A 15,549-nucleotide genomic window follows, 5' to 3' on the forward strand; every position below is an offset into this window, starting at 1 on the left:
CCAGGTTTACACCCTGGCGCGCCCTGCGCTTCGAGTTTTGTGGAGAGTCATTTTGCGTGTCAGCCGTTCCTTAACAATCAAACAGATGGCGATGGTTTCTGCCGTCACCATGCTGTTTGTCCTGCTTTTCTGCGTAATTCTGCTGTTTCATTCCGTACAGCAGAATCGCTATAACACGGCCTCGCAGTTAGAAAGTATTGCCCGCTCGGTGCGCGGCCCGCTCTCCGCCTCGATCCTGAAAGGGGATATTCCCGAAGCGGAAACCATTTTAAAACGCATTCAGCCTGCCGGCGTTGTTAGCCGCGCCGACGTCGTCTTGCCTAACCAGTTTCAGGCGCTGCGGATGAGCTTTATCCCGGAGCGTCCCGTCCCGATGATGGTGATGCGCCTGTTTGAACTGCCGGTGCAAATTTCGCTGCCCGTTTATTCACTCGAACGCCCTGCCAATCCGCAGCCGCTGGCCTACCTGGTATTACAGGCGGACTCCTACCGCATGTATAAATTCGTCATGAGCTGGGTAGTTACGTTAGTGACCACTTGCTTACTTATGACGCTTATTCTCAGCGTGGCGCTCACCTGGTGCATTAACCGGCTGATTGTTCATCCGCTGCGCCGCATCGCCCGCGAACTGAATACGCTTGCGCCGCAGGATCAGATGGGGCATCAGCTTGAGCTACCGCGTCTGCATCATGACGATGAGATAGGCATGCTGGTGCGCAGCTACAACCTCAACCAGCAGCGGATCCAGCGTCAGCAGGATGAGTTAAACAGCAGCGCCACGCGCTTCCCGGTGTCGGAGCTTCCCAATAAAGCCTTCCTGATGGCAATGCTGGAGCAAACCGTTGAGCGCCAGCAAACCACGGCGCTGATGGTTATCGCCTGTGAAACGCTGCAGGACACGGCTGGCGTGCTCAAGGAGAGCCAGCGCGAAATGCTGCTGCTCACCCTGGTGGAAAAGATCAAATCTGTCCTTGCCCCGCGCATGGTGCTGACCCAGGTCAGCGGTTACGATCTGGTGGTGATTGCCAATGGCGTAAAAGAGCCCTGGCATGCGATTACATTAGGTCAGCAAGTACTCACTGTCATTAATGAGCGGTTGCCGATTCAGGGTATCCAGCTTCGCCCGAGCGCCAGTATCGGTATCGCCATGTACTACGGTGATTTAACGGCGGAACAGCTTTATCGTCGCGCCTTCTCGGCGGCGTTTACTGCCCGGCGCAAAGGGAAAAATCAGATCCAGTTCTTCGACCCGGAGCAGATGGAAAAGGCGCAGCAGCGCCTGACGGAAGAGAGCGACATCCTGACCGCCCTGGATAACCGCCAGTTTGCCCTCTGGCTGCAGCCGCAGGTGGATCTGCGGACGGGAGAGGTAAAAAGCGCCGAGGCTCTGCTGCGTCTGCAGCAGCCGGATGGTTCATGGGAGCTGCCGGAAGGGCTGATTGAGCGCATTGAGTCCTGCGGCCTGATGGTTACCGTCGGCTACTGGGTGCTGGAGGAGTCCTGCCGTCAGCTTGCGGCCTGGCAGGAGCGCGGCGTGACGCTGCCGCTGTCGGTTAACCTGTCTGCCCTGCAGCTTATGCACCCGACCATGGTTTCAGAGATGCTGGAGCTGATCCATCGTTACCGCATCAAGCCAGATACGTTGACCCTGGAAGTGACGGAGAGCCGACGTATTGACGATCCTAATGATGCGGTCGCGATCCTGAAGCCGCTGCGTAATGCCGGTATTCGCATTGCACTGGACGATTTTGGCATGGGGTACGCCGGGCTGCGCCAGCTTCAGCACATGAAAACCCTTCCGGTAGATGTGCTCAAAATTGACAAAGCGTTTGTCGACGGTCTGCCGGACGACAGCAGCATGGTGCAGGCGATTATCCAGATGGCGCGCAGTCTCAACCTGCACCTTATTGCCGAGGGGATTGAAACCGACGCGCAACGCGCCTGGCTGGCAGAGGCGGGCGTGGAGAGCGGGCAAGGCTTCCTTTTTGCCCCTGCTGTTCCTTCGGATGTCTTTGAACAACGATACCTTTCTGGTGCTGACGACCCCGCAAAAGTGTAACTTTGTTGCTGGCTTGTGCGAGCCAGCTCAAAGTTCTTAACATTTGTGTTTCAAATTTGAACTGAGTTTATTTCTGTCCTGTTATGTGGGTGTTATTTTAAAGCCGCAGGTTAACCATAACCTTACAAAACCTGTGGTTTCTCTTCCCAAGGACACCTTATGAAAACCTCACTCTTCAAAAGTCTTTATTTCCAGGTCCTGACAGCCATCGCCATCGGTATTCTGCTGGGTCACTATTACCCTGAGCTGGGCGCGCAAATGAAACCGCTTGGCGACGCGTTCGTTAAGCTCATCAAAATGGTCATCGCGCCGGTGATCTTCTGTACGGTAGTCACGGGCATCGCTGGCATGGAAAGCATGAAGGCGGTCGGTCGTACCGGTGCAGTGGCGCTTCTTTATTTCGAAGTGGTCAGTACCCTGGCGCTGATTATCGGTCTGATCATCGTCAACGTGGTGCAGCCAGGCGCGGGGATGAACGTAGACCCCTCAACGCTGGATGCCAAAGCGGTCGCGGTGTATGCCGAGCAGGCGAAGGATCAGGGCGTGGTCGCCTTCCTGCTGGACGTCATCCCTGGCAGCGTCATTGGCGCGTTCGCCAGCGGAAACATCCTCCAGGTTCTGCTGTTCGCCGTGATGTTTGGTTTTGCCCTGCACCGTCTGGGCAGCAAGGGCCAGCTTATCTTTAATGTGATCGAAAGCTTCTCGCAGGTCATTTTCGGCATCATCAATATGATCATGCGCCTGGCACCCATCGGTGCCTTCGGTGCGATGGCCTTCACCATCGGTAAATATGGCGTCGGCACGCTGGTGCAACTGGGTCAGCTGATTATCTGCTTCTATATTACCTGTATCCTTTTCGTGGTTGTGGTGCTGGGCTCCATCGCCCGCGCGACAGGTTTCAACATCTTCAAATTTATCCGTTACATCCGCGAAGAACTGCTGATTGTTCTGGGGACCTCCTCTTCAGAATCGGCGCTGCCGCGTATGCTCGACAAGATGGAGAAACTCGGGTGCCGTAAATCGGTGGTCGGGCTGGTGATCCCGACGGGCTACTCCTTCAACCTGGACGGTACCTCGATATACCTGACGATGGCGGCCGTATTTATCGCTCAGGCGACCAACAGCCATATGGATATTTTCCATCAGATTACCCTGCTGGTGGTGCTCCTGCTCTCCTCTAAAGGTGCGGCAGGCGTAACGGGCAGCGGCTTTATCGTGCTGGCAGCCACCATTTCTGCTGTGGGTCACCTGCCGGTGGCGGGTCTGGCGTTGATTCTGGGTATTGACCGCTTCATGTCTGAGGCGCGTGCGTTAACCAACCTGGTGGGTAACGGCGTGGCAACGGTGGTGGTGGCGAAATGGGTGAAAGAGCTGGATCACAAAAAGCTCGACGATACTCTGAATAATCGTTCAACTGACAGCAAAAATCCTGGCTTATCCTCTTAAACTTGTCACAAATGCCCGTATTCCCTTGTGGGGATGCGGGCTCCTGCGCATAATAACTGTTCATACCTGTCATAATTCGACAAGATTTTTTTTGGGTATATTTCACTTCGGACCGTGACGTTTTGCCGAACGCGCGGTCTAATCGACGTGTTTTCATCGTCATCTTTAAGAGTGAAGCGCGTCGCGAGGCACTCTTTTTTAACCAGGAATGTTGATCAGGGGTTCACATGCAGGGCACAAAAATTCGACTCTTAACCGGCGGTTTGCTGATGATGGCAGCAGCCAGTTATGTGCAGGCAGATGCGCTCCAGCCAGACCCGGCCTGGCAACAAGGGACATTAGCGAACGGTTTTCAATGGCAGGTCTTAGCCACGCCGCAACGTCCCAGCGATCGTATTGAAATCCGTCTGTCTGTTAATACCGGTTCCCTCACGGAAAGCACCCAGCAAACCGGTTTCAGCCACTTTATTCCCCGGCTGGCGCTCACGCAGAGCGGCAGCCTGCAAGCGGTTCAGGTGCGTTCACTCTGGCAGCAGGCCATCGATCCGAAACGCCCACTCCCCCCGGCTGTTGTCTCGTATGACTACACCATGTTTAACCTGAGCCTGCCAAACAACCGTAACGACTTGCTTAAAGAAGCGCTCACGTATCTCTCCGATGCCTCTGGCAATCTGGCGATTACGCCGGACACGGTCAACTATGCGTTGAGTAACAGCGACATGGTGGCAACCTGGCCTGGGGATACCAAAGAGGGCTGGTGGCGTTACCGCCTGAAGGGCTCAACGTTACTGGGACATGATCCGGCCGAACCGCTGAAACAGCCGGTGGACGCCGAACAGGTGAAATCGTTCTATCAGAAGTGGTACACCCCGGACGCGATGACGCTGATCGTGGTGGGTAACGTGGACAGCCGCGCGGTGGTGGAGCAGATCAACAAAGCGTTTGGCGATCTGAAAGGCAAGCGTGAAACGCCAGCACCTGTCCCGACGCTCTCTCCGCTGCGTGCAGAGCCTGTCAGCATTATGACGGACACCGTGCGTCAGGATCGCCTCTCCGTCATGTGGGATAACGCCTGGCAGCCCATCCGTGAATCTGCGGCGATGTTACGCTACTGGCGTGCCGATCTGGCACGTGAAGCGCTGTTCTGGCACGTCCAGCAGACGCTGAGTAAGAACAACGTGAAGAATATTGGTCTTGGCTTTGACTGCCGCGTGCTGTTCCAGCGTGCGCAATGTGCCATCAACGTTGAATCACCGGGCGATAAGCTAAATGCCAATCTGGGTGTGGTCGCGAAAGAGCTGGCAAAAGTGCGTAAAGAGGGGCTTTCCGAAGAGGAATTCAACGCTCTCGTGGCGCAGAAAAAACTCGAGCTGCAGAAGCTGTTTGCGACCTACGCTCGCGCCGATACCGACATTCTGATCAGCCAGCGTATTCGTTCCCTGCAGAATCAGGTGGTGGACATTGCGCCGGAACAGTATCAGAAGCTTCGTCAGGACTTCCTGAACGGTCTGACCGTCGATATGCTCAATCAGGACCTCCGTCAGCAGCTGTCGCAGGAGATGGCGTTGATCCTTCTGCAACCGAAGGGCGAGCCGGAATATGACATGAAGGAACTTCAGGCGACCTGGGATGCCATTATGGCTACCGCGCCGCAGCCAGCGCAGGCCGCCACGGCGGATGATTTACATCCGGACGCGACGGATATTCCGCAAGGGCAGTAATGCAAACATTCCCTCTCCCTGTGGGAGAGGGTTAGGGTGAGGGCATCAGCCCGCACCCTACTTAAACGGGCATCGCCTCGCGCGGAATAATCGCCCCGCGATACTGAATCACCGTGCTGGCCGTCAGGTGCCCGCGCTGTGCCGCCGCTTCCGGCGTTCCACCCGTCAGGCGTACCGCCAGATAGCCCGCGCTGAATGAATCACCTGCCGCCGTGGTATCAATCACTTTCTCTTTGGCAAGCTTCACTGCCGGAACGTCAACCAGCGCTTCACCCGCCACCGCGACCAGGCACGAATCCGCACCGCGCTTAATCACCACTTCGCTCACACCTGCCGCCTGCGTGCGCGCAATTACGTCCTCTACCGGTTTTTCACCCCACAGGGCGTCTTCATCGTCGAGCGTCAGGAAGGCGATATCGGTGCACTGCAGCATCTGCTGATAGACCTGCTGCGTCTCTTCGCGGCTGGCCCACAGGCGCGGGCGGTAGTTGTTATCGAAAATAACCTTACCGCCGTTGGCACGGCATTCGCGCAGCAGCGAGAGCAGCTTGTCTCGGCTGGCGGGGCTTAAAATCGCCAGGCTAATGCCGCTCAGATAGAGATAGTCAAATGCCGCCAGCTCTTCGCAGATGGCCGCGGCCGCGTCGCTCTCCAGCCAGAATTTGGCTGCGGCTTCGTTGCGCCAGTAATAAAACGTGCGTTCGCCTGTACTGTCGGTTTCGATGTAATAAAGCCCCGGGAGGCGGTTTTCCATACGCTGAATCAGCGACGTTTCAACATGTTCACTCTGCCAGGCCTCCAGCATTTGCTGGCTGAAGCTGTCCGTACCCAGGGCGGTAACGTAGTTCACGGTGAGCGCCTCAGGCGCGACCTGACGGGCAATATAAACGGACGTGTTTAACGTATCGCCACCAAATCCGCGGCTGACTTCCGCGCCTTTTTGTGACAGCTCAATCATGCATTCGCCAATCACGGCAATTTTTTTGGACATAGTCGTGAACCTGAACAGAAGAATTATCAGCAGTGTGCGCTGAGTGAATTAACCGGTCAACTATATTAAAACAACGTTCCATTATTTTTTTTGAGCCAGCGCGTGTTCCCGCCCATTTCTGTCATCTTAATTTCATTTTCCGGGTGAATTGAACATAAAGTTCTCAATTGTCGCGCCGATAATCCTGTGACGAGTCCAGAAAGGCTATCCCAACAACAGGACATCTGAAATGAAGTCAGAGCAGGTTATCCAGCGGCTGAGCACTACGCCTGAGGCAAGTATTGAGAACTTGCAGGAGCATCGCTACTGGCTGCAATGTGAGCGTGCGTACACCTATCAGCCGATCTACCGAACAGATGGTCGACTGATGGCCATCGAAATTTTGACCGTCGTTACGCACCCCTCAAACCCTACTCAGCGCATCGCGCCGGATCGCTATTTTGCCGAAGTTGCCGTTCGCCAGCGTCTGGACGTGCTGGAAGAGCAGCTTCGCATGCTGGCAACGAAGCACGCCTTTTTCGAACAGCACGATATCCTCGCCTCGGTGAACGTCGATGGCCCAACCCTGCTGGCGCTGCGCCAGAACGCGAAATTGCAGGAGCTGATCGCCACCCTGCCGTGGATGCGCTTTGAGCTGGTGGAGCATGTCCGTTTGCCGCAGGACTCCTCGTTTGCTTCGATATGCGAATACGGCCCGCTGTGGCTGGATGACTTTGGCACCGGCATGGCGAACTTCTCCGCCCTGAGTGAAGTGCGCTACGACTACATTAAAGTGGCCCGCGATCTGTTCATTATGCTGCGTCAGACCCCGGAAGGGCGGAATCTGTTTACGCTGTTATTACAGCTGATGAACCGCTATTGCCAGGGCGTGATTGTTGAAGGTGTGGAAACACTGGAAGAGTGGCGTGATGTGCAAAACTCTCCCGCAGCGGCGGCGCAAGGCTACTATCTCTCTCGCCCGGTACCCATGGATCGCCTCGATAACGTCATAACGACCCTCTGATAAACCCGCTTCCCTTTGTCTGGACTATAGTTTTACAGGACAGGTCATCAGGAAAGGGGATAAAAATGACAAGAACAACCAGGGTAATCTCCTGGACAGCAGGGATTTTCTTGTTGTTGATCGTGGTTGTCGCCATCATTATTGCGACGTTTGACTGGAACCGTCTCAAGCCGACCATCAACCAGAAAGTCTCAACCGAGCTGAACCGCCCCTTCGCCATACGGGGTGATTTAGGGGTGGTATGGGAACGCCAGAAAGAGGAGCCCGGCTGGCGAAGCTGGATCCCCTGGCCACATATCCATGCTGACGACATCATTCTCGGCAACCCGCCGGATATCCCGGACGTCACAATGATCCACCTGCCGCGGGTTGAAGCCACGCTGGCTCCGCTGGCACTCTTCACCAAAACGGTCTATCTGCCGTGGATCAAACTTCAGCAGCCCGATGCGCGCCTGATCCGCCTCTCCGAAAAAAACAACAACTGGACGTTTAGCCTGGCCAGCGACAGCGAAAAAGATCCGAATGCCCAGCCTTCTTCCTGGTCATTCCGTCTCGACAATATTCTCTTCGATCGCGGGCGGATCGCCATCGACGATAAGGTCAGCAAGGCGGATGTGGAGATCCTGGTCGATCCGCTGGGCAAGCCGCTGCCGTTCAGCGAGGTCACGGGGACGAAAGTGAAAGGTGACGCGGCAAGCGTGGGCGACTATGTCTTCGGCCTGACGGCAAAAGGACGCTATAACGACCAGCCGCTCAGCGGTAAAGGGAAAATAGGCGGCATGCTGGCGCTACGGAGCGAAGGCACGCCGTTCCCGGTGCAGGCGAACTTCCGTTCCGGTAACACCCGCGTAGCGTTCGTGGGCACGGTCAACGACCCGATGAACATGGGCGGCGTTGATCTTCAGCTTAAATTTGCCGGTGATTCGCTGGGCGAGCTGTATGAACTGACCGGCGTTCTGCTGCCGGATACCCCACCGTTCGAAACGGACGGGCATCTGGTCGCCAAAATCGATACCGAAAAAGCGTCTGTTTTTGACTACCGGGATTTTAACGGTCGGATCGGCGACAGCGACATCCACGGCACGCTGACCTACACCACCGGAAAACCGCGCCCGAAACTGGAAGGGGATGTTGAGTCCCGTCAGCTGCGTCTGGCCGACTTGGGCCCGCTGATCGGCGTTGATTCCGGTAAAGGTACGAAGTCAAAAGAGGTGAAGAAAGATCCTCAGCCTGCCGGCAAAGTGCTGCCTTATGAACGTTTTGAGACGGATAAATGGAACGTGATGGATGCGGATGTGCGCTTCAAAGGCGGAAAAATTGAACATGGCAGTACGCTGCCAATAAGCAATCTTACGACCCATATCCTCCTTAAAAGCGCCGACCTGCGTCTGCAGCCGCTGAAGTTTGGCATGGCGGGCGGGACGATCTCCTCGAACATTCACCTGGAAGGCGATAAGAAGCCGATGCAGGGACGGGCGGAGATTCAGGCGCGTCGATTGAAGCTGAAAGAGCTGATGCCGAACGTCGAGTTGATGCAGAAAACCCTCGGTGAAATGAACGGTGATGCCGATATTCGCGGCGTGGGGAACTCGGTGGCGGCGCTGCTGGGCAGCGGCAATGGTAACCTGAAGCTGCTGATGAACGACGGGCTGGTGAGCCGCAACCTGATGGAGATCCTGGGGCTGAACGTCGGTAACTACGTCATCGGGCAAATCTTTGGTGATGACGAGGTGCGGGTGAACTGCGCGGCGGCCAATCTGGATCTGGTTAACGGCGTGGCGCGTCCGCAGATTTTTGCCTTTGACACGGAAAACGCGGTGATTAACGTGACCGGTACCGCGAGCATGGCCTCGGAGCAGCTTGATCTGACTATTGACCCGGAAAGTAAGGGGATTCGTATCATCACCCTGCGCTCGCCGCTTTACGTGCGCGGGACCTTCAAAAATCCGCAGGCGGGCGTGAAGCCCGGACCGCTGATTGCGCGTGGCGCAGTGGCTGCGGCACTTGCGACGCTGGTCACTCCAGCCGCAGCGCTGCTGGCCTTGATTTCGCCGTCAGAAGGCGAGGCGAATCAGTGTCGGACCATTTTGTCGCAGATGAAGAAGTAACGCCTTTCTCCCTCTCCCTGTGGGAGAGGGCCGGGGTGAGGGCATCAGGCCGCACGCAGTGAATTACAGAGCCTGGTGCTTCGTCTCGTGCGTCAGCAGCAGCGCAATCAGCGTCAGCCCCGCCATTGCCGCCAGATAAACCCCCACATAGAACAGACCATAGTTTGCCTGCAGCCAGGTGGCGATATACGGCGCAACGGACGCGCCCAGAATAGACGAGACGTTGTAGGAGAACGACGCGCCGGTATAGCGCACTTCCGTTGGGAACAGCTCAGGCAGCAGCGCACCCATCGGGCCGAAGGTCAGCCCCATCAGGCTCAGACCAATCAGCAGATAGGCCATCACCAGCGCCGGGCTACCTGAACCCAGCAGCGGCGGGAAGACAAACAGGGCAAACAGAATGATCAGCGTGGTGATGGTAATCATGCTCGCGCGGCGACCGAACTTATCCGCCAGCAGGCCCGCAATCGGAACCATCACGCCAAACCCGATCACCGCCATCATCAGCATCCACAGCACTTCGTTACGCGGCAGACCCAGCCCAACCGGCGCGGCGGCGGTACTGAAGGTCATGGAGTAAACGGTCATGATGTAGAACAGCGTATAGGTTGCCAGCATGATGAACGTGCCCAGCACGGTCACGCGGACGTGTTTGGTCAGCAGCGTACCCAGCGGCACTTTCACCTGCTTGTTCGCCGCGGCCACTTTTGCGAAAACTGGGGTCTCATGCAGAGAAACGCGCACGTACAGGCCAATCAGCACCAGCACGGCTGAGAAGATAAACGGAATACGCCAGCCCCAGCTCATGAACTGTTCATCCGTCAGCAGCCAGGAGAGCAGCAGGAACGTCCCGTTGGCAAAGAAGAAGCCAATCGGTGCGCCCAACTGCGGGAATGAGCCATACAGCGCGCGCTTGCGTGCCGGGGCGTTCTCGGTGGCCAGCAGCGCCGCGCCGCCCCATTCGCCGCCAAGGCCCAGACCCTGACCAAAACGCGCCAGCGCCAGCAGGACCGGCGCCAGAATGCCGATGGTCTCATACGTAGGCAGCAGGCCGATGGCCACGGTGGAGATGCCCATCGTCAGCAGCGAGGCCACCAGGGTGACTTTGCGGCCAATGCGATCGCCAAAGTGTCCAAACAGCGCAGAGCCAATCGGACGCGCAACAAACGCGATAGCAAAGGTCGCCAGAGACTGCAGCGTGGCCGCCGTCGGATCGCCCTGCGGGAAGAAAATATGCGGGAAGACGATGACCGCGGCGGTGGCATAAATATAAAAGTCGAAGAACTCAATGGCGGTGCCAATCAGCGATGCGACGACAACTTTATTGCGCGAGTTTACCGGAACGTTTTCCGTTCCTGAGTCGAGTGTGGTGGCGGTTGCTTGCATAATATTTTCTTATTTTTGTCGAACGAAAGGCCATATTACGCACAGCAAAAGCGACATTTCAATCTGTAACAAAGCCGCGTGCTGGTGATAAAAGCAACAAAAAGCGGATAATTTTCAGGCCAGCCAAAACAGGTCTATGAAATGCTTCACAGATTTTAAATATCAGTCAATAAAACTGGTTTTCGGTTAAATAAAAGTTACAGGCTGGATTTATATGCTGAAATGATGAATCGGGCTGAAATTTCAGCCCGAGAGTGGGGTTACCGGTGCGTTTTGCCCGGCATTCGCGGGTCGTCTTTATACTCGGCAGTGGCAATCCACGCCGCGCAGAACAGGGTCAAACGCGCGAAGAAGTAGAAGAACGCCATCAGCCCCAGCACCGAGCCAAACGCCGCGCCGGAAGGGGATTTAACCAGTGACGGTAAGGTGTAGGTCATCACGATTTTGATCGCTTCAAAGCCGATCGCCGCGATCAACGTGCCGCGGAGCAGCGCCTTCTTGCGCGGACGATGGCGGGGCAGACGCCAGAAGATCCAGAAGAACAGCAGGTAATTGGCGAAGATGGAAATGGCCAGACCAATGCTGCGCCAGGCGGGCTTCAGCCATTCGATGTAATCAAGGTAAAGCGCGGAGATGATCATCTGCTGCGCCGAGCCTGCCACGGAGGTAATAGAAAGCGTCACGATGAGCGCGACAAGCAGGCCAATCAGAGAAACAAAATCGCGAAGGTACTTAACCCAAATTTTCTCCTGGTCCTGCGGCTTACGCTCCCAGACATCGCGCGACTGGGCGCGAATGGCCTCCCGCAGGTTGCCCATCCAGTTAACGCCGGAGTAAAGGGCAATCAGCAAACCGACGATCCCGACGGTAGTACGCTGCTGAACGGCGGTATTGATGGTGCTTTTGAGCGTGCTGGCAAGGGTCGGGTCACTGACGTTATTCAGGATCTTATTGAAGATATCCTGCAGCAGCGTCGGGTGCGACGCGAGCACAAAACCGGCCGCCGCAAACGACACCATCAGGATTGGGATCATCGACAGGAACGAAAAATAGGTGATGGCAGCACCAAACTGATTCCCCATGCGGTCATTAAAGCGCTCGGTCGCGCGTATCAGATGCGCAATCATGGGAAACTGCTGAATTCTGGCGACAATGCCGGTGACGGTCCCCAGCGCTTTGCTGGCGGTACCAGGGGACCTGGCCTCTTCAGGCCCGGTTTCCATCTTTTTGACGGGCTCATACTCTAAATGTTGGGTGGGTCGTTGCGGGTTGTTTTCCGGCGTCACGCGTCTTTTCCTTTTCGTTTGGCTGGATGTTACTGAATTATAGCTTGCGACTAGTCCACGTAAGCTTTTGTGAGTTCGGTTAGCCACTCCATGAACAGATGGACCCGGCGGGAGAGGTTGCGGCGGTGGGGATAAATCAGGGAGACAGGCATCGGTTCGGCCCGGTATTGCGGCAGGATCTCAACCAGTTTCTTCGCGCGGAGTAAATCGCGCACCCCAACCCGCGGAACCTGAATAATGCCCAGTCCGGCGAGACAGGCAGCCTGGTAAGTTTCCGTGCTGTTGACTGTTAAAACCCCGCCCGTTTTTACCCACTGCGTCGCACTGCCGTTATAAAACTCAAAGCCCTGCGGGCGAGTTCCCAGCATCGCGGCGTAGTGGATCACGGCGTGTGAGCCTAAATCGTCCAGCGTTTCCGGGTAGCCAAAACGCGCCAGATAATCCGGACTGGCGCAGTTAATCACCGACAGCTTGCCCAGCGGACGGGCGATAAGCCCTGAATCTTTCAGCGTGCCGACGCGTACCACGCAATCAAACCCTTCACGGATCACATCCACCAGGCGATCGCTGCTGCTGAGTTCCAGTTCAATGCCCGGATAGTGCTGCAGGAAAGCAGGCAGTTTGGGGATGACTAAATTTCGAGCAACGCCGACGGGCATATCCACGCGGAGCCGTCCGCTGATGCTGGAGGGATCGTGCTGAAACATACCGTCGAGTTCATCAAGGTTTGCCAGCAGATCTTTTGCCCGCTCGTAATAGACCATGCCGTCCTGCGTCAGGCTGACGCGGCGCGTGGTGCGGTGCAATAGCTGGGTGCCAAGCCGGTTTTCCAGGGCCTGAATTTGTCGTGAAACGCTGCCTTTCGGCAGGGTTAATGTTTCGGCCGCGCGGGAAAAACTCTCCAGTTCCGCGACGCGGACGAATAACTGCATTGCGTGAATTTTATCCATAGCGGAAGCTCATTGTTGTTACAGCTGAAACAGTGAAGCGTTTTAACCCATCTTTATTGATTTTCTATCACCTAATAAGCTCTTTCTCAATCTCCTTAACAGCCAAAACGAGGTTTATGATGAGTGAACGTATCGCATTAGTGACGGGTGGTAGCCGTGGTCTGGGTAAAAACGCTGCGTTAAAGCTGGCGGCAGACGGCACGGGAATCGTCCTGACATACAACCGTAGCCAGCAGGAAGCGCTGGATGTTGTGCATGAAATTCAGGAAAAAGGCGTAAACGCAGCGGCATTACAGCTCAACGTCGGGGATATCACGGGTTTTGATCATTTTGCCCAACAGCTTCAGGAAACCCTTAGACGTGTCTGGCATTGTGAAACTTTTGACTATTTATTGAACAATGCCGGAACGGGTTTATATGCGCCCTATACCGACACGACGGAAGCCCAGTTTGATGAGGCGCTGAACGTTCATTTCAAAGGACCTTTCTTCCTGACCCAGCGCCTGCTGCCGTTGCTGAACGACGGGGGACGGATCCTCAACGTCTCCAGCGGGCTGGCCCGCTTTACCCAGCCGGGCTCAGGAACCTACGCGGCCATGAAGGGGGCGATGGAAGTGCTGACGCGTTATCAGGCGAAAGAGCTGGGCGCGCGCGGGATCGCCGTCAATATCATCGCGCCGGGCGCGATTGAAACTGACTTTGGCGGCGGACGCGTGCGCGACAACGCGGAGCTGAATCAGCTGCTGGCCTCGCAAACGGCTCTGGGACGGGTGGGGCTGCCGGACGATATTGGCGATGCCATTGCGGCACTGCTCAGTGACAAACTGGGCTGGATGAATGCGCAACGTATTGAAGTCTCAGGCGGCATGTTCCTGTGATGTACGCGCTTAAGGAAATCCTTAAGGTCAGTGTGTCTAAATACGGACAGATATAAAGAACTCGGGGGGATTTGTAACGTCTCCATTCGTTGAGTTTTTTCTTAAATAACCCCTCTGTAGAATCCCCCTTCGCTATTCTCAGAGGGATAAAAAACGATGCGAGTAATCATGTTTGACAGGCAGTCACTCTTTATTCACGGAGCGATACACAGTCTTCAGACGCTCATTCCGGAAATAGATATGACAGGGACCTGTCAGGCAGACGATTTATGGACCCAGATTTCCGCTTCACCGTCAGCTATCGTCATGATTGACGGCAATTTAATGCAGGACGAGGGGAGCGCTTTGCTGGAAGAGATGCTGCAACGCTTTCCGGCGATACGCGTGATTCTGGTTTTGGCGAAAAAAGAGGCCAGATGGGTTGAGCAATTGCGGCAGCGAAACATCATGGCCATTATGCCCCGAAATGCCAGTCCCGAGCGGTTTTCCGCCGTGCTGGATTCGGTGTCCAGAGGGATGGTCTGTTTTCCCGGGGAGTGGGTCAGGCAGCCGTCGTCTCAGGCGTTATCATCCCTGAGCGAGCGTCAGCGCGACGTGTTGGAATTGCTGGCGGCGGGGGAGTCAAATAAAGAGATTGGCCGCAATCTCAACATCAGTGCGGCCACGGTAAAAGCGCATCTCGAGGCGCTTTTCCGGCGGCTGGACGTGAAAAACAGAACGCAGGCTGCCATGTACTATACCCGTGCGAAGGCCTGAAAAATCGCGTTTGGGAGCGAGGGCATCTCTCCGAAGCTGAATATCATCATAACCAGCGCATCATGCTGCTGTTGGGTTAATGGATATGTCACACTTTCCCGCAGCAGCGCCTCACGCAGCTGAATATCGTCATGCAGCAAATCTTCTGCCTCGGCAGGCGTGATGGGACCGTGAAAAAGTGCCCGATCGCGGATAACGTGGCCATAGCCGATAACCCATAATCCGTTTTCGTCACGATATTTCTCCAGAGAAAGACCCTGGTGTTTTTTTATTAACGCAATGGCGGCAGAAGATATTTTCAGCGCATGACCTTTCATATTCATTTCCTCTTAAGAGCGACACTGTAGAGGAAACGACGTCTGAGAAATATCCGCCAAATGGCTGTTGATCAGGCATTATTATTCAGGTATTCCTGCTGCAATAAACCAAATAACCAGTCATTTTGCCAGCGCCCCGCAAGATAATAGCTCTCGCGTAATTCGCCTTCCAGGCGAAAGCGGGCTTTTTCCAGCAGGCGCCTTGAAGCGACATTTCCCACGGTGACGGTGGCGGTGAGTCGACGTATACCGCCCTGATGAAAAGCATAATCACAAAGCGCTTTCAGGGATTCAAAGCCGTAGCCTTTCCCCTGCGCCTCGGGTGCGAAAAGGAAGCCCACTTCGGCACAGTCCTCTTCCCGATGAATATACCCGGTAACGCCCAGCGGGGCCTGGGAGGCGGCGTCACGCACGACGAGACAGAGCCAGTGCGCGCTGCCCGGTGACCAGGGCGTCAGGCGTGAATCAAACGCCTCGCGGATCGCCGCAACGGGGCGGTTTTCCGCCACAAAGCGCATGACGTCGGTATTCTGCTGTAATGCCAGAAAAAAGGGCCAGTCTTGTTCCAGCAGAGGTGAACAGGTAAGGCGAGGGGTAATTAAAATCGGCATTCAGATTCTCCTGAAACATTTTAAATGATTTTAGGGT

13 protein-coding genes are annotated in these 15,549 nt (G+C 55.7%); 7 read left to right on the forward strand and 6 right to left on the reverse strand.

The window, feature by feature from the left end; all coding sequences use genetic code 11:
* The first annotated feature begins 52 nt into the window (after positions 1-52).
* From hmsP to AC0TN7_RS02070, 3 genes are all read left to right on the forward strand, one after another.
* Positions 53-2,059, forward strand: coding sequence for a biofilm formation regulator HmsP (gene hmsP, locus AC0TN7_RS02060; protein ID WP_473701796.1), 2,007 nt, complete (start codon positions 53-55; stop codon positions 2,057-2,059).
* A gap of 159 nt (positions 2,060-2,218) precedes the next feature.
* Positions 2,219-3,505 carry a dicarboxylate/amino acid:cation symporter gene (locus tag AC0TN7_RS02065; RefSeq protein ID WP_032662127.1) on the forward strand — a complete coding sequence of 429 codons (1,287 nt, stop codon included), beginning with the start codon at positions 2,219-2,221 and terminating at the stop codon, positions 3,503-3,505.
* A gap of 227 nt (positions 3,506-3,732) precedes the next feature.
* Complete coding sequence (locus AC0TN7_RS02070; protein WP_417928024.1) at positions 3,733-5,226, forward strand: M16 family metallopeptidase; 1,494 nt, start codon at positions 3,733-3,735, stop codon at positions 5,224-5,226.
* A gap of 61 nt (positions 5,227-5,287) precedes the next feature.
* Here the strand turns inward: AC0TN7_RS02070 and kdgK are convergent, their stop codons facing one another.
* On the reverse strand, positions 5,288-6,217 hold the full coding sequence (gene kdgK / locus AC0TN7_RS02075) for a 2-dehydro-3-deoxygluconokinase (RefSeq protein WP_473701797.1): 930 nt from the start codon (positions 6,215-6,217) through the stop codon (positions 5,288-5,290).
* A 229-nt stretch (positions 6,218-6,446) separates the two neighbouring features.
* Between kdgK and pdeH the strand changes: the two genes are divergently transcribed.
* On the forward strand, positions 6,447-7,220 hold the full coding sequence (gene pdeH, locus AC0TN7_RS02080; RefSeq protein WP_024908833.1) for a cyclic-guanylate-specific phosphodiesterase: 774 nt from the start codon (positions 6,447-6,449) through the stop codon (positions 7,218-7,220).
* Positions 7,221-7,285: 65 nt separating this feature from the next.
* Positions 7,286-9,328, forward strand: coding sequence for an AsmA family protein (locus AC0TN7_RS02085; RefSeq protein WP_473701798.1), 2,043 nt, complete (start codon positions 7,286-7,288; stop codon positions 9,326-9,328).
* A gap of 63 nt (positions 9,329-9,391) precedes the next feature.
* On the opposite strand, the gene AC0TN7_RS02090 is transcribed toward AC0TN7_RS02085, so the two are convergent.
* The 3 genes from AC0TN7_RS02090 to AC0TN7_RS02100 all read right to left on the reverse strand — a co-directional run bounded on the left by AC0TN7_RS02090 (position 9,392) and on the right by AC0TN7_RS02100 (position 12,950).
* Positions 9,392-10,714 (reverse strand): MFS transporter, encoded by a 1,323-nt coding sequence (locus tag AC0TN7_RS02090; RefSeq protein WP_024908835.1) that lies wholly within the window; start codon positions 10,712-10,714, stop codon positions 9,392-9,394.
* 260 nt (positions 10,715-10,974) lie between these two features.
* Positions 10,975-12,000, reverse strand: a complete 1,026-nt coding sequence (gene yhjD, locus AC0TN7_RS02095; protein ID WP_267217639.1) for an inner membrane protein YhjD — start codon at positions 11,998-12,000, stop codon at positions 10,975-10,977.
* Positions 12,001-12,050: 50 nt separating this feature from the next.
* On the reverse strand, positions 12,051-12,950 hold the full coding sequence (locus AC0TN7_RS02100) for a LysR family transcriptional regulator (protein WP_048991720.1): 900 nt from the start codon (positions 12,948-12,950) through the stop codon (positions 12,051-12,053).
* A 119-nt stretch (positions 12,951-13,069) separates the two neighbouring features.
* On the opposite strand from AC0TN7_RS02100, the gene AC0TN7_RS02105 reads away from it, so the two are divergent.
* Positions 13,070-13,828, forward strand: a complete 759-nt coding sequence (locus tag AC0TN7_RS02105) for an SDR family NAD(P)-dependent oxidoreductase (RefSeq protein WP_473701799.1) — start codon at positions 13,070-13,072, stop codon at positions 13,826-13,828.
* 156 nt (positions 13,829-13,984) lie between these two features.
* The gene (locus AC0TN7_RS02110; protein WP_024908839.1) at positions 13,985-14,584 is read left to right on the forward strand and encodes a helix-turn-helix transcriptional regulator; all 600 of its coding nucleotides are present in this window, start codon (positions 13,985-13,987) and stop codon (positions 14,582-14,584) included.
* Here the strand turns inward: AC0TN7_RS02110 and AC0TN7_RS02115 are convergent.
* Positions 14,563-14,901 (reverse strand): lysozyme, encoded by a 339-nt coding sequence (locus tag AC0TN7_RS02115; protein ID WP_024908840.1) that lies wholly within the window; start codon positions 14,899-14,901, stop codon positions 14,563-14,565. The two genes, AC0TN7_RS02110 and AC0TN7_RS02115, sit on opposite strands and share 22 nt — an antisense overlap.
* A gap of 71 nt (positions 14,902-14,972) precedes the next feature.
* Positions 14,973-15,512: a GNAT family N-acetyltransferase gene (locus AC0TN7_RS02120; protein ID WP_267217640.1), complete on the reverse strand. Its 540-nt coding sequence runs from the start codon at positions 15,510-15,512 to the stop codon at positions 14,973-14,975.
* Positions 15,513-15,549: the final 37 nt, after the last annotated feature.

It is taken from the genome of Enterobacter sp. PL_is511 (assembly GCF_055816065.1).